The organism is Allopusillimonas soli (genome assembly GCF_004153445.1).
Lineage (GTDB): Bacteria > Pseudomonadota > Gammaproteobacteria > Burkholderiales > Burkholderiaceae_B > Allopusillimonas > Allopusillimonas soli.
Map to the genome: position 1 here is coordinate 88,189 of NZ_SDQC01000001.1, position 24,366 is coordinate 112,554.

Sequence of the window (24,366 nt, forward strand, 5' to 3'; positions counted from 1 at the left end):
CTGTGAGCCTCTTCAGTGCCAAATTTGGTATAGGTAAAGAAGCACTGGTACAAGATTATGTTCAAAAAATGCATCTCAGGCAGCGCTACCCGGGCTTGGGCGCATGCTGCCTGAGTATGCAGTACCTCCCTATGTCAAAGGTTAATGAGCTTTGATGCCGCCGAAGGCCGTATCGCGGTTGCGATCAGCGAATTTGACGATACCGGCAACGCCGGCCGCTCCTGTGCCGAAGAATCTACCGTCCAGGTTGCCGCCGCTTCCACCGCTGCTGGCCACGCTCACGCCCGAGGCAGCCAGGCGTACATCTTTGCCAACGGTGCGGATGGCGCCCTCCCGGAAACCGATATCGCCGCTGGCGCTCGCAACGCCCGTGGAGAAGTTGGCCGTTAGCGTGCTGACCGGCAGCGCGCCGCCGGTGTAGTTATTGATGGATCGTATGGTATAGCGGACTGGCTCCGCCAACGGCAATGTGGCGGCAACGTCGTTGTTTTCACCAACATACCAAACGGTATGCGTGCCAGGCGTCTTGCTGCCCGTTGCGCCGGTAGGCACCTCCGCGCTCCATTCGCCGAACCACACGTCCAGGTTACCCGCTTGAGCGAAGGACCATACGCCCAGCTTGCTGTGATCTCGCACACCGCTACCTGGCGCCCCGTCTTCAACGAGCTTGCGTCCGCTGAAATGGTACACACCCGTGTCAGCCTTGTATCGGGCATTTGCGAAATGCGAAGTCGCTGCGATCGCATTTCTCAATTGACCATCTACGCCCGCTCCCGGCTTACTTCTAACTGGAAATGTCGAAGAACCAACACGTATGCCGCCTGGATCAGTGAAGCTCTGTCCGCTCAGTACTTCAGCGTGAGCAATGCCTGCCGTGCCAGCGATGGCCAAACCCAAAACTATCTTCCTTGCTACTTGATGCATGACGATACCTCTGCAATCAATAAGGTTGTTGAACAGCTCGAACGTGTCATAAGTCCCTCAGCTTCCAGCACAGTAAGTAGGAAAGACTGTCCAATGGTCATCAGCGGTGCCATTGTTACGCCGATGACCACCAGTCTTCAGTGATATGGAAAATTCTATGGACAGAGATCGTCATTTTCAATTTGATCTTTTTATCCCACTGAGAATTCAGCACACACAGGCGACAACGCCGTACGGAAAGTCGAGGAACGGCTTGGAGATCGGCTAGGATGAAAGCCTCAAGCACGCATTGAGTACACCCCGCTGTCGCCAGGTACGGACTAGAACTGCACCGTGACATTTCCGCGAACAGTGCGTCCGGGCGCAGGCATTAACGCCGCGTTGAGCGCGTCCATGTAATAGCGGTCAGTAAGATTGTCGATGGAGAGAGCAAAGGAAACATGCTTGTTGAGCTTATATTTTGAATAAATATCCACCAGCGTGTAAGGCCTCCAGTTTGATGCCTGCATGCCGCCCACACCAATATTCTTGGAAATACCAGACGCCATTCGGCTTCCAACGTAGTTGACCCGCGAGCCAAGCTCGAGCTTTTTCTGCAGGAGACGTGCCCCCATATTCAAAGTGAACGTATTCCGGGGAGGAACCTGCTGCAAGGAATAGCTGTGAGGCAAGCCGCCAGCTCTGCATATTGGCTCTTCGTCCAGCAGCACGCCCTTTCTGGCGCAGAACATGATGTGAGTGTAGTGATTCCAGGCCAAGGAACCGAAATACCGACCTGTGTCGTATGCAACAGAAGCCTCAAATCCTCGCATCTTCGCATAGTCTAGATTGATTCTGCCCAAGACTTCCACATATCCACTTGCACTATTCTGTGACTCTCTGCGCACGCCAGCACGCGTGAGGTAATCGTCAATATGGTTGTCAAAATATGCCGCATGAATACGCACCCGGTCGTCACTCAACCAGACATTATCTCGGCTGAGATTAACGCCAAGTTCAAAGTTGTGAGCACGTTCAAGCTTGAGTGGATTCTTCTCAATGGGGTAGTAAAAAGAAGGGCTGGTCAGGGATTCAAAGATACTAGGAGCCCTCACCATTCTGCCGTACTTTGTATACAGTTGCAGACCTTCTTCGGGCTCAATCGTCAAGCTGAACAATGACGACCACCCGCTATCGTGGCGTTTATATGTCGACGTTCTTGTATGAAAATTGTCCTTGGTCACAAAATGCGAAAAACGTGTCGTCGCACCGGCTTTTAACCACTGCAATGGTTGCCAGTCAACGCCCACGAAACCGCTTCCTTCCTGGCGCGAACCATTGCTTGTTGGCTCGCCCCCCAATTCCCACATGTAGTATTGCAAGTCCAGCCCTCTAGGCTGACCAGTCTCCTCATAGACAAATGCTCCGCCGTAACGAACACTAACGCCGCCGACGGGCGAGATGAAGCCAGACGTATTCGACGCGGTAATACCCATGCGCTTTGAGCTAACCCATTGGAAATAAGGGTAGTACCGGTCAATCTGTGGATGCGTGGGATCGCTATAGTCCGTCTCAGGAGATATCTCCATTACGTTCACCCGATTCTCCACAGCGGAGAGAAATGCATCCACTTTCAAATTCAGGAAGTTACTATCCTCCGGGTTCCAGCGATAGCGAGCAGTGTATGTGTCCAAAGCAATCGTACTTAGCCAGCTTTGATATGCCATTCCCCAAAGTCGCGAGCTCAGAACATGGCCATAGTCACTGAGATATTTTCTATAGCCAAGCTCAAGATGATGGGTAGGATCAAAATTCAAGGTCGTCTTAAGCATCCACGATTTATTGTCTATGGATGTGTTAAGTATCTCCTCTCCGGCTCGATAACTGCTTAGCCCTCCATTTCCGACCACAGGCCTTTCATAATCGTCATAATCGACAATCAGGTGTGCGCCATCACCACCGCGTACGCCTGCATGATAATTGCCGTTCTTGCGTTGAGCATAAGCCACTACGATGTCGACCATCTCGGTTGTATTCGCAATGGCTATGCTTCCTGAGCCACCGGTCGGGGTCAGCAGCGGAGGACGGCTCATGCCGTCAGCAGAGAAGCGGGTATGGGCGGGAGGCAGCTCTTTTGTGTACGGCAAAGTGGACGCTATATGATCCCATCCTCCATATGTGCCTGCGGAGGGCACTGGCGAACTATTGGTATTGAAACCGCCTTTCAGCCGGATGCCATAACGCTTACCGGGCAGCAGAATGTCTTTAACCCCGATGGTCGAAACCCGGACGACTCCTCCCGTCGCACCGGTCGCGTCAGCCGCTGAACTCAAACCCTTTTCGATTGAAATATCACTGATAAAGTCGGGATCTATGTACGTGCGCGGTGTTGCGCCGTTGTATCCTTGCCAAATCGTAGTTTCCTGAGTAGCGCCATCAACACTGACAGGCACCCTGCCCTGTCCCTGCATGCCTCGGATGTTGACGTCGACGGCGCCCGAGTTGCGGCTGTCTGCATTCAGGACGCCGGGGATACCGGAAAGAAAGTCGCCGACGGAGGTGCCGCGAAAGCGTTCGACCTGCTCGCCGGAAATATACGCGCTGGAGCCGGGCGTTTGGTATGGCGCATCGGCGGGATCCGGCTCGGCCTTGCCTTTAACCGTAATGGTGTCGAGCACAAGCGGTGCTGTGGTTGCGGACGATTGGCTGGGCGTGCCTTCGCTGAGGGACCCGGCTTGCGATGGCTGGCCGTGTGCGGGCGACAGCATGGCCGAAGCCACAAAAGTGGTGCCCAAAAACGCCGTAATACTGATTTGGCCAGACGTGCGCGGCAATGCGCTGAGCCGATACCTGGATTTCATGTAACCCCCGTCGTGTTTCACATGCCCGGCAAGGCGGGATGACAAACCATTGCCTGCCAGGAGCTAGAAATAAAACGTGCGAGGTATGACTATTTTCTCCATGCCTGGACAGCCAACCTGGGCCACGGCGTTCCTCAGGATTTTCCTGATGCCGGATCAGCCTGCGCATGAACGGACTCGGATGCACTGTCGTGCAGCCTGGCCCTGATATGTGCGCCAGCGCGCTGAACAAGCGTCCAGGCACGCGATATGGACAGATCGAGTTCCTTGGCGACCTGGCTTATGGTGAGGTCGCGTAAACGGTGCAGCTCGAAAGCCTGGCGCGTTTTGGGCGGAAGTTCGGCTAATGCCCTTGCCATGGCTTCCAGTTGTTGACGCCCGGAAATGACCCGCTCGGGAGATGGCGTGGGATCGGGTATATCGAGGTAGTCCTCTGCCGGGACGTAGTCGATGCGCACGATGCGTTGCCGGCGATAGACGTCGGTGGACAGGTTGCGGGCAACGGTATAAAGATATGCTCTGAGATTGCTGTCGCATCCTGGGCGATCGGCGCTCAGCACGCGGGTAAAGACGTCTTGGGTGAGGTCGGCTGCCTCTTCATGGTTGTGGCCGCACTTGCGCAGATAGCGGTTGATTTCCCTGGCGTGGGTCTGAAATAGCAGCTGAGGGTTCCACATTCAATACCATCTCTTGAAAAGCGCCGCGCGCGGCCGTGGCGCAGGCATCGATTACGGTATTGCGGAGAATATAAAAAACACGTTCGTGATGGAAGTAATTTTCATTCGCGCAGCGGCAAGAAAATGAAATTTTTCATAGTCTGCCGAAGCGCATCTCGTCGTCATTGCAAGTCGGCGCTACGCAAAGAGAGCAATGGATTCAACGTGTGCCGTGTGAGGAAACATGTTGACCACGCCGGCACTGCGGAGACGATAGCCCCCCTTGTGGTAGAGGATGGCCGCGTCGCGCGCCAGCGTCGCCGGGTTGCAGGATATATATGCGATACATCGGGGCCGCCGCCCGGCCGGCAGCCTTGCGAGCGCCAGGGAAACAGCCTGCGCGCCTTCCCGGGGAGGATCTATCAGTATGCGGTCGAACTGCCCCAAGTCCAGCCACGATTCCGTATGTGCGGCAAAAAGGTCGCCAACCAGAAACCTGGCAGAGAGGCCATGTTGGACCGAGGATTCTCGGGCACGCGCCACCAATGCGTCACTGGCTTCCACACCCAGCACGTTGCAGCCCTGTGCGGCAAGCGGCAGAGTGAAGTTGCCCAGGCCGCAGAACAGGTCCGCCACGCGCTCTCCAGGTTCGGCCTGCAACAGGTTGAGCACACGGGAAACCAGAATGCGGTTGATGAACGGATTGATCTGGATGAAGTCCGTGGGGCGAAAACGCATATGCAGGCCAAATTCAGGCAGCGCATAGGCAAGTGTGTCGAAGTCCTCCGGATCCAGCGGCGCCGCCGTATGGGGGCCGCCAGGTTGAAGCCACCAGCTGACCGCGTGGCGGCTGGCAAACGCGCGCAGCATGGCCACGTCGCTGTCAGTCAGCGGCACAAGGTGGCGCAGAACCAGGGCAAGCGTGCCAGCGCCCACAGCGACTTCGATCTGGGGCAGGCGGTTAGGTGTGGAGAGCGCTGCCACCAACGCCCGCAATGGCGCAAACAAGCTGGAGACGGACGCAGGCAGCACAGGGCATTGATGTATGTCTGCGATGTAACTGCTGTCCCTTTCACGGAACCCGATCAGGATGTCGCCCCCAGAGGCCCTGAGATCGCGCACGGCCAACCGGGCGCGGTAGCGATAGCCCCAGGCGGGGCCGTGGACAGGCGGTAGCATGCACTCGGGCTCGATGCCGCCTGCTCTCTTGAAGGCGTCCTCGAGCAAACGCTGCTTGACGGCAACCTGCGCGCCAGGATCAAGATGTTGCATGCGGCAGCCGCCACAGATTCCGAAATGCGGGCAGCGCGGCGCAACGCGCTGGGAGGATGCTCGCACAATCCGATCGAGGACTGCAATTTCATAGGCGGGTTTGCTGCGCGCGGCGCAGGTCTGCACGTGCTCGCCAGGCAGCGCACCTTCAACGTAAATACGCTTTCCTTCCCGGTGCGCCACGCCGCGCGCCCTGTCATCGAGCGATTCAATACAGAGGTCGTCCATAAGGACGATATTTTAGAAGCATCAGGCTCCGAAGCAGACTGCCGGGGCCCCTGTGCGGAGCCCGCCAGCCCGCCAGCCCGCCGCTGCCTCAGCGGTGCAGGTTCAGTGCCTCGATGATGGGCCCGTAGCGCTCGGCTTCCTGCTGTATCCGGGCCTTGAAGTCGGCCTGCGACCCAGGCAGGGTCGTGAAGGACAGCGAGGCCAGCCGCTCCTTGACCTCGGGGTCGGCCAGGGCCGCCTCCACTGCTTCATGCAGGCGGTCCACGATGGGGGCTGGCGTTCCTTTGGGCACCACGATGCCCGCCCAGCTTCCACTGCTGAAGCCGGTATAGCCCAGTTCAGCTATCGTCGGCACATCGGGCAGCGATTGCGCGCGCTGCGGGCCGGTAACCGCCAAGGCCCGAATCTGGCCTGATTCGATGAAAGGCATGGCGGGCGCCACAGCCACGATGCCTATGCCCACCTGGCCGCTGGCCAGGTCGTTCAGGGCGTTGCTCCCGCCTCGATAAGGAATGTGTGTGGCGGGAAAGCCAAAATGCGCTTTAATTTCCTCGAATGTCAGCTGCATGGAGGTTCCCACGCCGGGGCTTGCATAATTGATCTTGTCGGGATTGGCCTTGGCATATTGCACCAGCTCGGCGAAATCTTTCACGGGCAACGCATTGTTGACCAGTACCGCATGCGGGGCAAGGCTGATGGCCGCAACGGGCTCGAAGTCACCCACGGGGTCGTAGCTCAGGTTCTTGGTAAGGTATTTGGCAATGGCGAAATTACCACCGTACTCCAGCAGGGTGTAGCCATCCGGCTTGGCGTTGGCGGCCTTGGCGCCGCCCACGTTTCCGCCCGCGCCGCTTACATTCTCGACAATAATTTCCTTGCCAAGGTTCTTAGTCATGGATGCAGCGACCAATCGCGCCAGAAAATCAAACTGGCCACCGGCGCTGAAAGGCACAATCAGCTGTATCGGCCGCGAAGGATAGTCGTCCTGCACCGCGCTGGCCGCCAGGGTCGGCAGCGAGGCGCCAGTGGCCAAGACAGCAAGCGCCGCACACATCAGCAATTTTTTCATCTAAGCCTCCTCCTTATTCATTCCGCTGCGAATGGATATCTGTTCAAAGTCTGCCAGTTATACTTCGCAGACTCATGCCGCCCGATTCCATGATGCAGCAGCGCCATAACCCAGAAGCATAATGCGGCACCGATAACGGCGCGTCATCAACATCAAGCGCGTGGTTATACAGCCGCGCGCTTTCTCCATGCACCATGTGGCCTCAATCGTTTTCGAGGCCACACCATGAACCAGGGACGTTTCATCAGCCGCAATGCGGTTTACTGGCGCGACCAGCCCGCCATACGCTTCAAGCATCACTCGATTACCTATCATGAGCTGGATACACGGTCCAACCGCCTGGCCAATGCCCTGCTTGGCCTGGGATTGAGCAAGGGCGACCGGGTGGCCATTCAGGCCTGGAACCGGCCTGAAATCATTGAGCTGGAATGCGCGCTCTATAAGGCGGGCCTGGTCAAGGTGGCGCTCAATGCACGGCTTGCCCCAAGTGAGCTGGCCGAAACCGTCGGCAATGCGCAAGCCCGCATCCTGATCGCCGACGCGGCGCATCACGATGCCGCCCATGAAGCCTGCAGGCATGTGGATTGCCTTGAACGTCTGGTGAATCTGGCTGCGGACTATGGCGCACCGAGCGATTATGAAACACTGCTTGCGGCTGCCGCATCCCATAATCCAGACATCGACATGCAGGCGGACGATCTGGCCGTGCTGCACTTCACCTCCGGTTCCACGGGCAAGCTGAAAGCGGCGATGCAGACAGTTGGAAACCGGTTGGCGTCGCTGAGAAAGGTCGTCATGGGACGCATGCGGGCTCAGCCTGGTGAAGTGCTGGCGCTGGCGGGCCCCGTGACGCACGCCAGCGGCATGTTCATGCAGCCGTTCCTGTTCCAGGGCGGCACCATACTGCTGCATGAGAAATTCGACCCTGAGGCGTTTCTCGAGTCCGCCCAGCGTCATCGTGCCGCGTTCACATTCATGGTTCCGACCATGATCAACATGCTGATCACGCACCCCGCCCTGCACCACTACGATTTGAGCGCCCTGCGCCAGGTTTCATACGGCGGGGCGCCCATGGCGCCGGCGCGCATACAACAAGCGTGGGAAGCATTGGGCCCCATTCTGAGCCAGGGCTATGGCGCCGGCGAGACGACCGGCGGGATGGTCATGCTGGACAAGCTGGATCATGCGCGCGCGATGCGCGGCGATCAGCAGTTGCTGATGTCCTGCGGGCGGGCATTCGGTGAAACCGAATTGTGTCTGCGCGATGACGCGGGAGAGCCGGTGGCTACCGGGGAAATCGGCGAAATCACGGTACGCGGGCCGGATATCTTCGCTGGCTATTGGCGGGAGCCCACGCTGACAGCCAATGCCCTGCGCGACGGCTGGTGCCATACGGGAGATCTGGCGCGCATGGACGAAGAAGGATTTCTCTATATTGTGGACAGAAAAAAAGACATGATCATCTCCGGCGGCTTCAATGTGTATCCGACCGAAGTCGAGCAGGCGTTGTACCAGCATCCCGAGGTTTATGAGGCCTGCGTGTTCGGCGTGCCCGACGATGTGTGGGGTGAATCGGTCAAGGCCGCAGTCGTGCTGCGCCCCGGAGCTCAGATCAGCGAAGAGGTACTGGTTGCGCACTGCAAGGCCTTGCTGGCTGATTTCAAGAAGCCGCGCTCCATCGATCTGCTGGGCGAAATGCCCAAGAACGCGAATGGCAAGATATCGCGCAAGGCGTTGAAAGACCCTTACTGGGAAGGACGGGAGCGTCTGGTTATTTGAACGATTGGTCCGGCTCAGCGGGCGCCGGGAGGTCCCCAGGCCGGTGCTGCTGCAACAATTCAATGAAGCGCTGCACCAATGGAGACACATAGGCGCCACGACGCAGCGTAACGCCCACGACCCGGGGCCATTTGGCCTCCCGCATTGGGAACGGACGAAGGCCGCCCCCACCGGCATGACGAAGCGACGATGCCGTGGCGATGGTGAGGAGATCGGTGCTGCGCACCATGCGCAGCAATGCGGAACTGGACGCGTTGGACTCCACCACCACATTCGGCGCCGGCAGCCCGTGCTCAATGAAACGCGCATCCACCCAGCGCCGCGCCACAACCTGCGTGCGGGGCAATATCCAGGAACACTGGGCCAGATCGCCGAACTTGATCGAGGCCTTGTAAAAGAGCGGATGGCCTTCGCGCGCGACAATATGCAAATCGTCTTCAAACAGCGGCTGCTGGTCAAAAAGCGCGCCCACCGGGTTGTGCTGACCGCTGATGCACAAATCCAGGTCTCCAGCCTGCAAGGCGGAAAAAAGCTGATCGTTCAGCCCCAGCGTGACCTGTACACGGGCGGCGGGGCGATGGCGCAGCAATAGTTCACAGATCGCCGAAAAATAGTCGGCATAGTTGGGCGGCACGCCCACCCTGAGCAAGCCGACAGCACCCAGATGCATGTCGCGCGCTTCGCGCACAGCCTCATCCAGGCCAATCTGTACCGCGCGCGTTCTTTGAAAGAAAGCATGTCCGACCGTAGTCAGTACCATGCCCTTGGCGGTCCGCTCGAATAATTGCAGCCCCAGCTCCTTTTCCAGCCGCTGTATGCCTTTGGTCAGCGCGGGTTGCGTCTGGCCCAGATGCCGGGATGCCCGACCCATATGGCCGGTTTCCGCCACGGCGAGAAAATAGTTAAGGTCCTCCAGGCGCACGATATTCCTTTCTGTTATTGAAAACGCCGAAACAATAATCCATCACCGCCCTGCCCTCTGTCAACATGACCGTTCTCTACGACGGAGTCACAACATGGATATTGCCTCGACCAGCCCTGCGCTTGATGCGCTACGCCATAAACTGCATCGCTACCTGCATGAGGAGCTTATTCCGCACGAACGCGCCCAGGGGTTTTCCTACGAGGACCGTTTTTCCAAAGAGACTGTACGGCGCGTCTGGCAGCGTTCGCGGGAATTGGGCCTGTATGGGCTTCAGGTTCCGGTCGAGCTGGGTGGACAGGCCATGGGTGCACAGGATCTATGCATCCTCAAGGATGATGTTGCCGCCTCCGGCGCCATCCTGTTCCCCCATGTGCTGGGGGATTGGGGCGGGCCGGCGCGCATAGGAAGCCTGGCAAAACATGCCACCCCCGATCAAGTGGCGCGATTCATACTTCCCGTTGTGCGCGGAGAGCAAGGCAGCTGTTTCGCGATGACCGAGCCGCAATCAGGCTCGGATGCGGCCAGTATACGGACACGTGCGGTGCGCGACGGCGACGACTATGTGATCAACGGCGTCAAGCACTATATCAGCGCCTCCGCGTTTGCGGACTACGCCATCGTCATGTGCGTCACGGACCCCGGCAAGGGTATGGATGGCATTTCGGCCATCTTCGTGGAGCTGGACAGGCCTGGCGTAAGCCTGACCTACGACTGCCTGCCCATGACGGGACAGCACGTGGACGCCGACATCACGCTGCGCAACGTGCGGGTGCCGCGCAACAACCTGTTGGGAGAGGAAAATCAGGGCTTCAGGAGCGCCATGGGCCGCATCAGCGTCAACCGACTGCTGCATTGCCCCACCATGACGGGGCTGGCCCGACAGGCCTACCGGATGGCCCTGGACTATGCACACACGCGGCAGCAATTCGGCGGCCCGATAAGCCGCTTCCAGGCAATTCAGCACATGCTTGCCGACATGGCGACGCAGCTATATGCCTGCACCGCCATGATCATGGCCACAGCCAGGCTGGCCGATGAAGGCAAAGACATCCGCATGCAGGCATCCATGTGCAAGGTGTTTGTATCGGAGAAGTGCTTCGACATTGCGGACAAGGCCATGCAGATACACGGCAATGCGGGCGTGACCAAGAATCATCCTGTGGAGTTCATATTCCGCCGCCTGCGCCTTTACCGCATTGTCACAGGCACCAGTGAAATCCAGCGCAATACGATTGCCAAGGCCATTCTCTCATAAGAAGGACAGCAAGCATGGCGGCGACCTGCCTTACAAATAAAATCATTCTGGACCTGGGCCAATTACATCCCGGCCCTCACACGGCCATGCTGCTGGGCCAGCTTGGCGCAACAGTCATCAAGGTTGAGCGGCCGCACACAGGCGACACCGCGCGTGCGCTGGGTGCAGGCACCTTTGCCAAGTACAACAGGGGCAAGCTGTCCATTGCGCTTGATCTGAAGGACGGGCATGATCGGGCGATATTGCTGCGCCTGGCACGGCGGGCGCATGGACTCATCGAGGGCTTTCGGCCAGACACGCTCGAGAGGCTAGGCGTCGGGCCCGACACGCTACTGCGCGCCAACCCTGCCCTGGTTGTATGCGCCATCTCCGGGTTCGGACAGACCGGCCCCTATGCGCACCGCCCCGGCCATGATCTCAATTATCTGGCCCTGGCGGGCTATTGGGCCGTTCCTTCACAGATCGAAGAAAAGGTTGCCCGGCCGCGCCTGCGTCTTTCCGATTACTGCGGGTCGATGTACGCGGCCCTGTCCATGGTGGTGGCAATCATGACAGCCGAAAAGACAGGCAAGGGTCAGCATCTGGATGTCTCGCTGCAGGACGCAATGCTTGCATGGACATGGCCGGGTATCGATATGATGCGGCGTTCACCATCGCGAGAAGCCTGCGACATGCCGCATATCATGCCCGACAATGATCTGTTCGAAACAGCAGATGGCGCTTTTATTGCGCTGGGTATCCTCGAACCGAAATTCTGGGACGCCTTGCGCAGTTGCCTGGGCGGGGAATATCCCGCCCTCTGCGCGCCGCGATTCCACAACAGAGACGGCCGCATGCGCAACAAGCATTCTCTGCACGCGCTCCTGAAGGCCATCTTCGCGGAGAAAACACGCAGGCAGTGGGCGCAGAGATTCGAAGGCAGCGATATTCCCTGGGCTCCTTTGCTCGACTGCGACGAGGTTGCCCAGGATGTGCACTTTCAGGCGCGCCACCCGGATGTCTGCGCACTACCCTTACACGATGCCGCCGCACTGGGCTTTCCTGTACGCTTTTCGCAGGGGCTACCCGCCCAAGACATGAATGCACCCGAACTCGACGCACACCGGGGGCTGATACTGGATTGGCTGGAGGATATGGCGCAGGACGTGCCGCGCTTTCGATCCGATGGCTGATGTGGCTCGCCGCCGCGACGGATCGCCTCAGGCAGCCGACGGCGCGGTCCTGGCCCGGCGCGCCACCAGTATCAACACGCAGGCAAGGGCCACAGCCACGCTCATGATAGCGGTGCCGGCCCATCCCAGGGAGCCCAACCCATAGGCCTGAATGGCGTGTCCGCCCACAAAGGCTCCTATGCCTATGCCCAGGTTCGCACCGGAAATGTTCAGCGATGCGGCAAAGGCGGGCGCTTGGGGCGCCGATTTCATCACACGCACATGGCATACCAGCAGCAGACCGGCCTGCGCCATGCCCCATATGCCGAGCACCAAGGCAAGCAGAGATGGCGACGACATCACCGGCGTGAGCGCAAGCAGACCCGAGGCGAGCAGGACGGAGAACAGCAGCGTACTGCCGATCGGGCTACGGTCCACGATCCGTCCGCCGGCCCAGTTGCCAATCAGGCCCACACCGCCAAATGCCATCATGGCCCATCCAACCCACTGCCCGTCAAAACCGGCCAAGCGCTCGAGCATATCGGCAAGGTATGTGTATGCGGTGAACATGCCGCTGAAAACCAGTAGTGACAATATGACGTGAGCAATGAGCACAGGGCTACGCAGAATGCCCAGTTGCTGGCGAAGCGGAACCGCCTTGGTCTGGACGGCTCTGCGCGGAAAGCAAAGCCAGAGCAGGATGGCTTTGCCGAAGGCAACCACCGCCAGGACAGCAAATGCGCTGCGCCAGCCGAATGCATCGGAGATCAGCACGCCAATGGGGATGCCGAAGACGGTAGCCGCCACTATGCCGAACGCAACCATGGAAATGGCGCGCCCCGCCCGCTCGGGGCCAACGAGATCCATTGCCGTGGCGCTGGCCAGAGACCAAAACACCGGCAACGCCACGGCAGGCAGGAAACGGGCAAGCGCCATGACGCCGATATTGGGTGCCAGGGCGGCCAATATATTGGCGGCACCGAAAAGAACCAATACGCCCACAAACAAACGCTTGCGGTCCATATTGGCCATCAATGCCGTCAGCCAGGGCCCAACCACGGCCACGGTGAAGGCAAACAGCGTGACCAGCAGACCCGCCTGGGAAACCGTGACACCCAGGTCGCGCGCAACCGCAGGCAACAGTCCCACAATGAGAAACTCTGTCGTCAGGACAGTAAAACCGGCAGCAGAGAGCAGCAGAATTGGAAGCACGAAAGACTCCGGATGGAGGCGGCAAAGCCGCGTCATCAAATAATTGGAAAGCAGAAAAATGGGGACGAAGAAGCACGGGACACAGGCGGTATTCCGCCATCAAGCAGCGTGGCTTGCTGCTGTGCGCTCAAAGCCCAGGAAAGATACCGAGTACTTTAGCCGTCTGCCGTATGCGAATAAATACAGAAAATACGTTATGACTATTCAGCCATGGCAAATAAATCTGTGGACGCCCTGGCAATGCGGCGATCCAGGCCTTGGCCTGCGATAGCCCACCCAGTCAAACACCGCGCCGCGTCGGGCAGCTATCACGGTGCGGTGGCCGTCTCCAGATCGGCCAGCCACAGCATGGCCTGCTCCCGGGTGTGTCCGCACATTTCCTCGGAAGGCTGCAAGCCGGCACAGAACGCGGGCCGCTCAGGCTGGCCAAATATTTTGCAACGATTGCTGTCATCAAGCTGGACACACCGTACCCCCGCCGGCTTGCCGTGAGGCATACCGGGAATGGGGCTATTGATGGAAGGCGCGGTACAGCAGGCGCCGCAATCGGAACGGCAATGCATCGGAAAAACAGGAGCGTGGGAATAAAAGAGAAATGACTGCAGGGTGTCGGAGAGCCCATTTGCGCCTCGCGACCCTTCCTGATGTAGGTGGCGCACTACGAAAAACACCGGGCGGTATCAACCGCCCGGCGTAGATTCTGGTGGAGAAGAGGAGGATCGAACTCCCGACCTCTGCATTGCGAACGCAGCGCTCTCCCAGCTGAGCTACTCCCCCAAGAGGAAGATAATTTTAGCAAAATTCAGTAGGTATTGCAGCGGGCGATATAATGCCGGGTTACGTGTATTTAATTATTCTTAGTCAGGGCCTTTACCTCATGAGCACCATTCTTGAAGACGTACCCGTCGGCCAGAAGGTCGGCATTGCCTTCTCCGGCGGCCTGGACACCAGTGCGGCGCTGCTGTGGATGCGCAACAAGGGTGCCATTCCCTACGCCTACACCGCCAACCTGGGCCAGCCCGACGAAACCGATTACGATAGTATTCCCCGCAAGGCGCGCGAATACGGCGCCAAGGATGCGCGCCTGGTCGACTGCCGCGCCCAACTGGTGGCCGAAGGCATCGCGGCCCTGCAATGCGGCGCCTTCCATGTATCCACGGCGGGCATAACGTACTTCAACACCACACCCATTGGCCGAGCGGTCACCGGCACCATGCTTGTGGCTGCCATGAAGGAAGACGACGTCAATATCTGGGGTGACGGCAGTACGTTCAAGGGCAATGACATCGAGCGTTTCTATCGCTATGGTCTGCTCACCAATCCAGCGCTCAAGATCTACAAGCCCTGGCTGGACCAGGCCTTCATCGACGAACTGGGCGGCAGGGCCGAAATGTCGGCCTATATGCGTGAAAACGGCTTCGACTACAAGATGTCGGCGGAAAAGGCCTATTCCACCGACTCCAATATGCTTGGCGCCACCCACGAGGCCAAGGATCTCGAGCACCTCAACTCGGGCATCAAGATCGTTCAACCCATCATGGGCGTGGCATTCTGGCGCGATGATGTGGCTGTCAAATCCGAAGAGGTGCGTGTCCGCTTCGACGAAGGCCGACCGGTGGCCTTAAACGGTGTGGAGTACAGCGACCCGGTCGAGCTGATGCTGGAGGCAAATCGCATAGGCGGGCGCCATGGGCTCGGCATGAGCGACCAGATCGAAAACCGCATCATCGAGGCAAAAAGCCGCGGCATCTATGAAGCGCCGGGCATGGCGCTGCTGCATATTGCCTACGAGCGGCTCGTTACCGGCATCCACAACGAGGACACGATAGAGCAATATCGCGTCAACGGATTGCGGTTGGGCCGGCTGCTGTATCAAGGCCGCTGGTTCGACCCCCAATCGCTCATGCTGCGCGAAACGGCCCAGCGCTGGGTGGCCAGCGCAATCACGGGCGAAGTCACCCTCGAGCTGCGCCGCGGCAACGACTATTCCATCCTCAATACCGAGTCGGCCAACCTGACATACAAGCCCGAGCGCCTGACCATGGAGAAAGGAGAGTCCACCTTCTCGCCGCGCGACCGCATCGGCCAGCTCACCATGCGCAATCTGGACATCGTCGACACCCGCGAGAAGCTATTCACCTACAGCCAGACCGGGCTGCTGTCCAAGCCGGCAGGTTCGGCATTACCGCAAATCAAGGATAAGCACGAAGACTGAGACGTTTTTTCAGATCGCAGCATGCAAAGGGCGCTGGTTGTGAACTGACTCCAGAGGTTGGACGGTCACGGATTAGCCGGCCAAGGCAGTTCATTGGTGCCCTTTATTTTATCTTTTGACGCGCTTTGCGCTGGCCGCTGTCAGTCCAGTTGTCCGAGCAAAAGAAATTCCATGAGCGCCTTCTGCACGTGCAGGCGGTTTTCGGCTTCATCCCAAACAACACTTTGCGGCCCATCGATGACATCGCCGGTGACTTCCTCACCACGGTGGGCGGGAAGGCAATGCATGAAGATGGCATCCGGGTTGGCCACCGACATCATTTCGGCATCGACACGCCAATCCGCAAAGGCCTTGCGCCGCTCTTCGTTCTCGGCCTCGTAGCCCATGCTGGTCCAGACATCCGTCGTCACCAGATCGGCGCCGCGGCAGGCTTCCATGGGATCGGCGAACTCGCGCAGCGTGCCTGGCGCTGGCTTGCCGACGCGATCTGCCTCAAGCCTGTAGCCATTGGGCGTGGAAACATGCAGGTGAAACCCCAGCAGCTCCGCCGCCTGCAGCCAGGTATAGGCCATATTGTTGGCATCACCCACCCAGGCCACCGTCTTGCCCTCTATCGGACCATGATGTTCAATGAAGGTGAAGATGTCAGCCAGTATCTGGCAGGGGTGAAACTCGTTGGTCAAGCCGTTGATGACAGGGACGCGCGAGTGCGCCGCAAAGCGCTCAATGCGGGTCTGCTCGAAGGTGCGTATCATCACCAGATCGACCATGCGCGAAATAACGCGGGCGGTGTCTTCAATTGGCTCGGCCCGGCCCAGTTGCGAGTCGCCCGTTGTCAGATGGATGACCGACCCGCCCAATTGGTACATGCCTGCTTCGAAGGACACGCGCGTGCGGGTGCTGGCCTTCTCAAAAACCATAGCTAGATTGCGGTCGTGCAGCGTATGATGAGGCTCGTATCGCTTGAATTTGTTCTTGATGAGTCGTGCCCGATCCAGCACGTACTGGGTTTCAGATTTCGACAGGTCCCGAAATTGCAGGTAATGGCGCAAGGGACCTGTTTGCGTCGAAGCGTCGGACATAATAAGCCTTGGGTAAAAGAGCTATCTTACCCCGTCGCTCTAAAGACGGCAAAACGTCTGGGCAAGCAGGCGCGCAGGGTATCGGATACAATTCGGGCCGCAGGGACGGGTTCGCCATAGCACCCCACGGCGATATTTTGCCCGCAGATATTTATGACACAGCGTGTACAGCAGTTGGTTATCCACGGCCTGACCAAAACAGGCCAACGGTTTCGCCCCAGCGACTGGGCTGAGCGCCTAGCCGGCGTCATGTCGCAGTTCCGGCCGGCCGGATCCACCGGTGGTCCCCTCACCTACTCTCCCTATGTCGTGCCTGTGGTCGTGGATGGCGTACGCTGCGTGGTCGTCGATGCGCGGCTGCGCGAGTTGGAGCCCCTGGCCTGGAAATTTGTGTGCGACTTTGCGCGGGACAACAACCTGCAGGTAACAGAGCAGGAAATCAAGACACCGCCCCGCTCATAGCGGGCTTTTTTTTGTACCCGAGCCAAACGATCTGCCGGACACTGGCGGGAAGAAACTAATGTTGACAGCCAACAACTGGCTGCAATATAACCGCGTATTGGCGTACCGTAAAAATTCAACATAACCGTTCCATTACTGCGCAAGGTTGGCGGATCAATAGCAGGATCGGGATTAGCGCACAGCGTTGAGCTATCAACGACGACGAAGCAATACCAGCAAGACCGTTATGCGCCCTCCCGCCGTTTTTGCCGCAATTAAAAGGTGTGGCATGCATCGGCAGTTCGCTTGCCTGTTTGGCTATGTGCCGAGCGCGCTGTTTGCCTACCGCAAGGAAGCCACATGCCCACCCAGCAGCCATACTTCAAACGCGCCGCTTGCCGGGTGCGCCTTCTAGCGCCTGTGGCCTTCTTCGTTGGCCTGTGGCCATTCGTACCCGCAGTGGGGCAAAGTTTTTATGGCTGCACCGGTCCTCAAGACGGCGGCAGCTCGTGCACCGTGCCGTCGGGCGCGGCCACGACTGGAGCAAGCGTCGTAGACACGGACATCTACATAAGCGACTACCTGTACACCCTGACCAACAATGCCGACATCACCGCGTCCGCCGCCGATCAGTCTATTATCCTGCAGCTGGAACTCGACGGTGCCCCAGGGAGTGACGACGGCGGCACGGATGACGCAACCGCCTACAATGGCGGCGCGCTGACGCTCACCAACAACGGCAATATCACACTGCAAGGAAGTGGCGGCGACTGGGGCCACATCACTGGGATCTACACAGAAGCCAACGGCGGAAATGGTGCGCGGCCCGACCACAATGGAGACGATGGTGGGCGCGGCGGTGACAGCGGCACGATCATGCTCACCAATAATGGCGCTATTACCATCGATTCGTCTGCGGGGAGCTCCAGGCCCACGGTAACGGGCATCTTCGCTGGCGCAAGTGCGGGCGCCGGCGGCGACATGAATTCGGGCGCGGGCGACCAGAAGGGCGGCAACAGTGGCGACGCGAAGACGGTCACGGTGATCAACAACGGCGAGATCCACATTGGCGCCGAAGGCAGCGCATTTACTGGCGACGGCGGAGGCCACGCCATTTACGCGTATGGCGACGGCAGCAACGGCGGCTCGGAGAATGGCGAAGGCGGCGCCGGGGGCACCATCTCCGTCACCAACAACGCTGCGATCTCGCTTTACTGGAACGGCTCGGACAACGCACCCCAAGGCGTGCATGGCATCTATGCCCGCAGCCAGGGAGGCTACGGCATTATCTCGGGCGACAACTCCGACCCGGGTGGCAAAGGCGAGTCCGGGCGTCCAATCACCCTGACGACCAACGACGACATCACGGTTGAGTCGAGCGGTGCTACGCCCTCCGGCCCGTCCGCTGCCATGTACGCCATCTCGCAGGGTGGCGATGGCGGGGCGGGCCCTGATAATAATAGTGATGGCGGGGCCGGCGGCGGTGCAAGCATCGACGCCAGCAGTGGGAGCGCGACCTACAGCACGATAACCGTTCAAAACGGTGCCACGATCTCAACAGCAGGCGCAGGCATCATGGGCGTCGCAGCCCGCAGCCTCGGCGGCGACGGTGGCGATGGAAGCGACGGCACCCGCGGCGGCGCCGGCGGCTATGGCGGCCTCATCCAAATCACGCTCCAGGATGGCGCCACCGTCACGACGGACGGCGACGAGGCCTACGCTGTGCTCGGCCAGTCTGTCGGCGGGATCGGCGGTGGCAATGCCAGTACGGCCGGTGCGGGGGGCAACGGCGGCGATGTCGGCGCGTACACATCATCGGGCACGACGATCACGACTCAGGGCGACTACGCCGCTGGCGTAACGCTGCACTCAATCGGCGGTGGAGGCGGTGTCGGGGGAGACTTCACCAACGTGCTCGCCGGTTCAGGCGGCGACGGTGGCAATGGCGGCGATGCCGGCCAGGTCGAGATCACCTCCGGCTCGAATGTGACAACGCATGGGCAGTACGCGCATGGTCTGCTCGTGCAGTCGATTGGCGGGTCCGGCGGTGCGGGTGGTGTAGGCGAAGGACTCGTTATCGCCCTCGGCGGTCAGGGCGGCGAAGGCGGCGGTGGCAAAAATGCGATCGTCAACAACACCGGCGCGGTGACGACAACCGGCTATGGTGCGAACGGCATCGTGGTGCAGACGATATCGGGCGGAGGAGGTGCTGCCGGTGCCGCTGGCGGCGCGATCAGCGTTGGCGGCAATGCCGGGGCAGGCGCCAATAATTCGTCAACCGCCTATGTCACGAACAACAACGACGTCACGACGACAGGCGATGCAGCTGTCGGTATCATCGCCCAATCGATTGGTGGCGGTGGTGGTACCGGGGCGGGCGCTGCCGGCATCGCATCCGTCGGTGGCTCTGGCGGTACCGGCGGCGATGCCGGCACCGCACGAATCTTCCACGTCGGTGGCACCGTGTCGACGTCGGGCGAGTTTTCGCACGGCCTCGTCGCGCAGGCGATCGGCGGCGGCGGCGGCTCAGGCGGCAATGTTATCGACGTATCGGTCGGCGCGGGTCTCGGTATCGGCGGCTCGGGCTCCGACGGCGGTTATGGCGGCTGGGCATGCGTCAGCAACACCTACGATGGCTGCGACTATACCGACTCCACGGGTGAAGTGAACGGCAGCCCGAGCGACGATGGTTCCAAGGCGCCTCCGCCGTCGCAGCCCGGATCGACCATCATCACCTCGGGCAACTTCTCGGTCGGCGCGATGGCCCAGTCCATCGGCGGCGGTGGTGGCAACGGCGGCACCGCGAACGGTGCCGGCGCCCTTGATGTCGCGTCATTGCAGATCGGCGGCTCAGCGGGTGCAGGCCTCGACGGCCGTCCGGCGCTGATGACATTCCACAGTCTCACGCTCACAACGAAAGGCAACAACGCCCCAGGCCTCCTCACGCAGTCGATCGGCGGCGGTGGCGGCAACGGCGGCAGCGCCAACTCGGCCGACGTGGAAGACCTTCTACCGGTACAGGTGGGGGGCACTGGCGGTGGCGGCGGAGGGGGCGACCTTGCGACCGTCGATCTCACTGGCGGCACACTCATAACAACCGGAACGCATTCATCCGCTGTCGTGGCGCAGTCCATCGGCGGCGGCGGCGGCAATGGCGGCTCGGCTTCCGGCTTCAGCACCTCGATCGGCCTTGGCATCAACACCTCGGTCGGCGCCTCGGGAGGCTCCGGCGGGGATGGCGACACGGTCAGCGTGGATATCGAGTCCACGACCATTTCCACGGGGATTGATGCGAACGGAAACGTCATCGACGGAATAACCGACTCCCACGGCGTGGTGGCGCAGTCCATCGGCGGCGGCGGGGGCAACGGCGGCACTTCCGTCGCCGATGCGATGACCGTCGCGTTTCCGGGCGCAGAGGTCGACCTGCCCCCCTTCGCCGCGAGCATCACGACCTCGGTCGGCGGTAAGGGCGGCGCAGCGGGCGCAGGCGGCACGGTGAGCGTCACGCTGTCGGACACAGCGCATGTCCAAACGGGTGGCGATGGATCGATCGGCGTGCTCGCCCAATCCATCGCCCAGGGTGGCGGCAACGGCGGCAGCGCCTCGTCATTTGCCGGCACAATAGGCGACCTCGACACCGTCTCGTCGGATATATCCACTGCAGTAGGCAACAGCGGCGGCGCCGGCGGCAATACGGGAGGCGCCAGCGTGGCGCTCAACAACACCGCTTCGATTTACACGGCGGGGGATCATTCCAACGCGCTGGTAGTGCAGTCCATCGGCGGCGGCGGTGGCAACGGTGGTGTCGGCAGTGCGAGCAACGACCAGATCGGCGGAGGCTTCAATCTGAGTGCCAACATCGGTCTTGGCGGTTCCGGCGGCAGTGGCGGCACGCCGGGCTCGGCCACGGTAGTTCTTCAAAAGGGAACGAACATCACCACATCGGGCTCGGGCTCTCGCGGCGTTCTGGCTCAGTCCATCGGCGGCGGCGGCGGCACGGCGCAAGGCGGCACGATCGGCCTGTCCGGCAGCGCCTCTATTGGCGGCGACGGTGAGACGGCCGAGGGAGAAGATGGTGATCCGATCTCCGGCAGCGTGACCGTGAACATCGGCTCCAACACCGGCGACGGCATGACAGGCGGCACCGTCAGCGTTATCGCGGACGGCTCGATCACCACGACCGGCGGCGATGCGGATGGCATTCTCGCCCAGTCCATTGGCGGCTCGGGAGGGCTCGCAGGCTCGGTCGGCAACGATGCCGGCTCCGATAGCGACGGCTTCGCAGGTGGCGACGAGAACACGAAGTACACCCTCACCGCGTCGATAGGCGGAAGTGGAGGCACTGGCGGCCATGGCGGCGAAGTGGATATCACGATCGATCAGGGATTTGTGACGACGACAGGAGACTGGGCGGACGGTATCGTCGCACAGTCGATCGGCGGCGGCGGTGGCGCGGGGGGCACCTCCACTGCGTCCGGAAGCGACGCAACGGCAAACATCGCCCTTGCGATTGGCGGCCATGGTGGAGCGAGTGGCGATGGCGGCGCCGTCAATGCCACATTCACCAATCCCTATGAACTCTCTGCCATCAGCACGTCTGGATTTGCAGCACACGGTGTGCTTCTGCAATCCATCGGAGGGGGCGGCGGCCAAGGCGGTGACGGTTCTGACAGTGCATCGGGCCATAGTTTCGTCGGCGGGGGTTTGGGCGGTGGCGGAGGAGCCAGCGGCAACGGCGGCGCGGTGACTGTCGCCGAGGGCAGCACGCTCGGCATCCAGACCACCGGAGACGATGCCTATGGATTGCTGGCCCAGTCGATCGGCGGTGGCGGCGGTATCGGCGGCGTGGGCAACGCAACATCCGCAGACAGCGAGGACACGCATTCGATTCAGGTTGCAGTTGGAGGCACTGGCGGCAGTTCGGGTGATGGCGGCAATGTAACGCTCAACCTGAGTCCCAGTATCTACACCACTGGCTCCCGCGCTTTTGGCATCGTTGCCCAGTCGATCGGCGGCGGGGGTGGCATCGGTGGCGCCGGATCAACAGACAACCTGACCAGCGTGAGTGTCGGTGGCACGGATGGATCGTCTGGAAATGGAAGCGCTGTCGATGTGACGCTCGGCCGCGGCTCCATTCAAACGAGTGGCGGAGCCGGACACGGCATCATCGCGCAGTCGATCGGCGGTGGCGGCGGTATTGCCGGCGCTTTGGAAGACTTCTATCAAATTGGCCGGTCTGTCACATCGAACGGATCAGGCAACGGTGGCAATGTGTCGATCAAATCCGGTGCACAAATCATTGCCAACGGCAGCAACGCCGTAGGCATTATCGCTCAATCCATCGGCGGTGGCGGTGGTCTGTTGGGCTTAAGTGGCTTGTCGCAGATGGGAGCGGGCACCAGTGGTACGGGTTCCAGCGGCGACGTCACTATTACGCAGAACGCCCTCATCTCCGCCACCGGCCACCACGCTATCGGTATCCTCGCGCAGAGCGATGCGCCCGGCACCCGTGGAAAAATCGAAATCAATGTCAACGCCGACGTCACCGGAGGGGCAGATGACGGCACCGGTATCATGATCATGGGGGGAACTGGCAACGTCCTGAATATCAATAACAACGCCACCGTCGGCACCTACCAGAACGAAGGCGTTCCCATTCGTTATTGGACCCCCGGAACCCTGGATATCTACGTCAACGACAGCGCCACCATCAGTGGCAACGTAGAGAGCAACGATTCAAGCCAAGTCCACATATACAACAACTCGACCAATTCGCTTCGCGGCGCCTCAGTCTACCAGGCATATGTGAACAATAATGGGCGCCTGGTTGTGGGCGACGGCGAACCCGACGATGAAACCCGTATTGCCCGCGACTTCACGCAGACCGATGCAGGCTTCGTCCAGGTGGGCGCCGATTTCGATGCGGGCCGCAGCGGCAAGCTGATCGTCGAAGGCAACGCCGATCTCGCGGGCGGCATTCATCTCGACACAAAGACACTTGTCAGAAACATCGAGGTGGGCGTGCTGGATGTGCAAGGAACACTCACCGGCAGCATAGACGCAATCGACAGTCCCGCGGTGAATTTCTCTACCCGGGCTCTCAACAATGAGATCCGCGTCAAGGCCATCGATTCGCGCTTTGCCAACGCCTTCGACAGGTTGTCGGATAACCAGCGAGAGGCGGGCCGCCATCTCGACGCGCTCTTCGACAGGAACTCAAGCCGCTATGCCAGGCTTCTGGGTAGCATCAACATGCTGTCTTCAGAGAACGATGGCGGCGCCTCCTACGCGGCGGCGCTCTCCTCACTGTCGCCCGGCAGCTCGCAGGCCGCGGCCGCCGCCCAGGCGATGCTTGCGGCCGGCCGGCTTGATGGTGCGCTGCGCTGCCCCACTTTCTCCGGCGACGCGACACGCAGTAACGAGGAAGGCTGTCTTTGGGCCAATGTCGGCGGCACCTCCATCGAGCAGAAAGGCCTGCCCGGCTATGACGGCACTATCTGGGGCTTTGGTACCGGCGGGCAAGTCAAGCTCAGTGACAACTGGTTCGCCGGCGGCGCCATCGGCTACGAGGACAGCCAGTACGACGGCACCGACGGCCGCACCAGCGCTGATGGAGGCACCGGCTATCTTGCCGTCGCTCTCGGTCGGCGTTTCGGCGACCTCACCCTGTCGTCGGCGGTGGCAGCCAGCTATGGCTCTTTCGACACCACGCGCAGCCTGGCCCTGCCGGATTTCTCAGGTACGGCGAAAGGAAATACCGATGTCACTACACTGAGCGCGCGTCTGCGCGCCGCCTATACGGTGGGTAATGAGCGGGCCTATGTGCGCCCATTGGTGGATCTTGATGTTGTCCATACCCGAGCCTCCGGCTACACGGAAAGTGGCGCAGGGATCTACAACCTCCATGTCTCCTCCCAGGATCAGACGGCCTTTATGGCTACCCCGGCGATCGAAATCGGCGGCAGCAGGCAACTCGAAAACGGCTGGTACATGGGTGGCTTCGCTTCGGCCGGCGTCAGCTTCTCAAGCAAGGATGCATGGGAGACCAAGGCCACGCTCACCGAAGCCCCTAGCGGCACCGGTACTTTCAGAACGACGCTGCCCATCGCCGATGTAGTTGCCAAGCTGCAGACTGGCATCTCCTTCGTCGATCAGAGCAACGATCTGGAAGTCAAACTCGAATATGACGGTGCCTTTGGCGATGACTACTCCAGCCACAGGGGTGTTCTACGCGTGTCGAAGCGATTCTGACGGCTGACATGCTGACTACCGGTGGACGGGCCGACGGGCCCGTCCTCGCAGAGCCAGCGGCAA

Annotated in this window: 15 protein-coding genes and 1 tRNA gene; 6 read left to right on the forward strand and 10 right to left on the reverse strand. The window is 60.3% G+C overall.

Features of this window, described 5'->3' with window-relative positions; all coding sequences use genetic code 11:
- Nucleotides 1-141: 141 nt before the first annotated feature.
- The 5 genes from ERD78_RS00400 to ERD78_RS00420 form a co-directional block, all read right to left on the reverse strand.
- Complete coding sequence (locus ERD78_RS00400; protein ID WP_129967205.1) at nt 142-924, reverse strand: Slam-dependent surface lipoprotein; 783 nt, start codon at nt 922-924, stop codon at nt 142-144.
- Nucleotides 925-1,244: 320 nt separating this feature from the next.
- Complete coding sequence (locus ERD78_RS00405; protein ID WP_129967206.1) at nt 1,245-3,764, reverse strand: TonB-dependent receptor domain-containing protein; 2,520 nt, start codon at nt 3,762-3,764, stop codon at nt 1,245-1,247.
- A gap of 134 nt (nt 3,765-3,898) precedes the next feature.
- Complete coding sequence (locus ERD78_RS00410; RefSeq protein ID WP_129967207.1) at nt 3,899-4,441, reverse strand: RNA polymerase sigma factor; 543 nt, start codon at nt 4,439-4,441, stop codon at nt 3,899-3,901.
- Between the two features lie 177 nt (nt 4,442-4,618).
- Nucleotides 4,619-5,920 (reverse strand): 23S rRNA (uracil(1939)-C(5))-methyltransferase RlmD, encoded by a 1,302-nt coding sequence (gene rlmD, locus ERD78_RS00415; protein ID WP_129967208.1) that lies wholly within the window; start codon nt 5,918-5,920, stop codon nt 4,619-4,621.
- A gap of 88 nt (nt 5,921-6,008) precedes the next feature.
- Nucleotides 6,009-6,989 carry a Bug family tripartite tricarboxylate transporter substrate binding protein gene (locus tag ERD78_RS00420; RefSeq protein WP_129967209.1) on the reverse strand — a complete coding sequence of 327 codons (981 nt, stop codon included), beginning with the start codon at nt 6,987-6,989 and terminating at the stop codon, nt 6,009-6,011.
- Between the two features lie 225 nt (nt 6,990-7,214).
- Between ERD78_RS00420 and ERD78_RS00425 the strand changes: the two genes are divergently transcribed.
- Nucleotides 7,215-8,768 carry an AMP-binding protein gene (locus tag ERD78_RS00425; RefSeq protein WP_129967210.1) on the forward strand — a complete coding sequence of 518 codons (1,554 nt, stop codon included), beginning with the start codon at nt 7,215-7,217 and terminating at the stop codon, nt 8,766-8,768.
- On the opposite strand, the gene ERD78_RS00430 is transcribed toward ERD78_RS00425, so the two are convergent.
- Nucleotides 8,761-9,690: a LysR family transcriptional regulator gene (locus tag ERD78_RS00430; protein WP_129967211.1), complete on the reverse strand. Its 930-nt coding sequence runs from the start codon at nt 9,688-9,690 to the stop codon at nt 8,761-8,763. The genes ERD78_RS00425 and ERD78_RS00430 overlap by 8 nt on opposite strands.
- A gap of 94 nt (nt 9,691-9,784) precedes the next feature.
- Here ERD78_RS00430 and ERD78_RS00435 point away from each other — a divergent pair, with 94 nt between their 5' ends.
- A complete protein-coding gene (locus ERD78_RS00435) occupies nt 9,785-10,948 on the forward strand; it encodes an acyl-CoA dehydrogenase family protein (RefSeq protein ID WP_129967212.1) in 1,164 nt (387 codons plus the stop codon).
- A gap of 14 nt (nt 10,949-10,962) precedes the next feature.
- Nucleotides 10,963-12,120: a CaiB/BaiF CoA transferase family protein gene (locus ERD78_RS00440; RefSeq protein WP_129967213.1), complete on the forward strand. Its 1,158-nt coding sequence runs from the start codon at nt 10,963-10,965 to the stop codon at nt 12,118-12,120.
- 27 nt (nt 12,121-12,147) lie between these two features.
- On the opposite strand, the gene ERD78_RS00445 is transcribed toward ERD78_RS00440, so the two are convergent.
- The 3 genes from ERD78_RS00445 to ERD78_RS00455 form a co-directional block, all read right to left on the reverse strand.
- Complete coding sequence (locus ERD78_RS00445) at nt 12,148-13,347, reverse strand: MFS transporter (protein ID WP_129967214.1); 1,200 nt, start codon at nt 13,345-13,347, stop codon at nt 12,148-12,150.
- A 272-nt stretch (nt 13,348-13,619) separates the two neighbouring features.
- Nucleotides 13,620-13,874, reverse strand: a complete 255-nt coding sequence (locus ERD78_RS00450; RefSeq protein WP_129967215.1) for a YkgJ family cysteine cluster protein — start codon at nt 13,872-13,874, stop codon at nt 13,620-13,622.
- A gap of 138 nt (nt 13,875-14,012) precedes the next feature.
- Nucleotides 14,013-14,088: transfer RNA gene (locus ERD78_RS00455), tRNA-Ala, on the reverse strand.
- A gap of 100 nt (nt 14,089-14,188) precedes the next feature.
- Between ERD78_RS00455 and argG the strand changes: the two genes are divergently transcribed.
- Nucleotides 14,189-15,526 (forward strand): argininosuccinate synthase, encoded by a 1,338-nt coding sequence (gene argG, locus ERD78_RS00460; RefSeq protein WP_129967216.1) that lies wholly within the window; start codon nt 14,189-14,191, stop codon nt 15,524-15,526.
- 140 nt (nt 15,527-15,666) lie between these two features.
- Here argG and argF read toward each other — a convergent pair whose 3' ends face one another.
- Nucleotides 15,667-16,608 carry an ornithine carbamoyltransferase gene (gene argF / locus ERD78_RS00465; protein WP_129967217.1) on the reverse strand — a complete coding sequence of 314 codons (942 nt, stop codon included), beginning with the start codon at nt 16,606-16,608 and terminating at the stop codon, nt 15,667-15,669.
- A gap of 153 nt (nt 16,609-16,761) precedes the next feature.
- Here argF and ERD78_RS00470 point away from each other — a divergent pair, with 153 nt between their 5' ends.
- Both ERD78_RS00470 and ERD78_RS00475 read left to right on the forward strand, forming a co-directional pair.
- Nucleotides 16,762-17,070, forward strand: coding sequence for a DUF3579 domain-containing protein (locus ERD78_RS00470; RefSeq protein ID WP_129967218.1), 309 nt, complete (start codon nt 16,762-16,764; stop codon nt 17,068-17,070).
- 339 nt (nt 17,071-17,409) lie between these two features.
- Entirely contained in the window at nt 17,410-24,303 is a 6,894-nt protein-coding gene (locus ERD78_RS00475; protein WP_129967219.1) for an autotransporter outer membrane beta-barrel domain-containing protein, read from the forward strand.
- Nucleotides 24,304-24,366: the final 63 nt, after the last annotated feature.

What these genes read in the sequence shown, in the direction of transcription:
- ERD78_RS00470 (WP_129967218.1), top strand. Translation starts at nt 16,762, where the DNA reads ATGACACAGCGTGTACAGCAGTTGGTTATCCACGGCCTGACCAAAACA.
- argG (WP_129967216.1), top strand. Translation starts at nt 14,189, where the DNA reads ATGAGCACCATTCTTGAAGACGTACCCGTCGGCCAGAAGGTCGGCATT.
- ERD78_RS00475 (WP_129967219.1), top strand. Translation starts at nt 17,410, where the DNA reads ATGCCCACCCAGCAGCCATACTTCAAACGCGCCGCTTGCCGGGTGCGC.
- argF (WP_129967217.1), bottom strand. Translation starts at nt 16,608, where the DNA reads ATGTCCGACGCTTCGACGCAAACAGGTCCCTTGCGCCATTACCTGCAA.
- ERD78_RS00435 (WP_129967212.1), top strand. Translation starts at nt 9,785, where the DNA reads ATGGATATTGCCTCGACCAGCCCTGCGCTTGATGCGCTACGCCATAAA.
- ERD78_RS00420 (WP_129967209.1), bottom strand. Translation starts at nt 6,989, where the DNA reads ATGAAAAAATTGCTGATGTGTGCGGCGCTTGCTGTCTTGGCCACTGGC.
- ERD78_RS00450 (WP_129967215.1), bottom strand. Translation starts at nt 13,874, where the DNA reads ATGCATTGCCGTTCCGATTGCGGCGCCTGCTGTACCGCGCCTTCCATC.
- ERD78_RS00425 (WP_129967210.1), top strand. Translation starts at nt 7,215, where the DNA reads ATGAACCAGGGACGTTTCATCAGCCGCAATGCGGTTTACTGGCGCGAC.
- ERD78_RS00405 (WP_129967206.1), bottom strand. Translation starts at nt 3,764, where the DNA reads ATGAAATCCAGGTATCGGCTCAGCGCATTGCCGCGCACGTCTGGCCAA.
- ERD78_RS00440 (WP_129967213.1), top strand. Translation starts at nt 10,963, where the DNA reads ATGGCGGCGACCTGCCTTACAAATAAAATCATTCTGGACCTGGGCCAA.
- ERD78_RS00445 (WP_129967214.1), bottom strand. Translation starts at nt 13,347, where the DNA reads ATGACGCGGCTTTGCCGCCTCCATCCGGAGTCTTTCGTGCTTCCAATT.
- ERD78_RS00400 (WP_129967205.1), bottom strand. Translation starts at nt 924, where the DNA reads ATGCATCAAGTAGCAAGGAAGATAGTTTTGGGTTTGGCCATCGCTGGC.
- ERD78_RS00410 (WP_129967207.1), bottom strand. Translation starts at nt 4,441, where the DNA reads ATGTGGAACCCTCAGCTGCTATTTCAGACCCACGCCAGGGAAATCAAC.
- rlmD (WP_129967208.1), bottom strand. Translation starts at nt 5,920, where the DNA reads ATGGACGACCTCTGTATTGAATCGCTCGATGACAGGGCGCGCGGCGTG.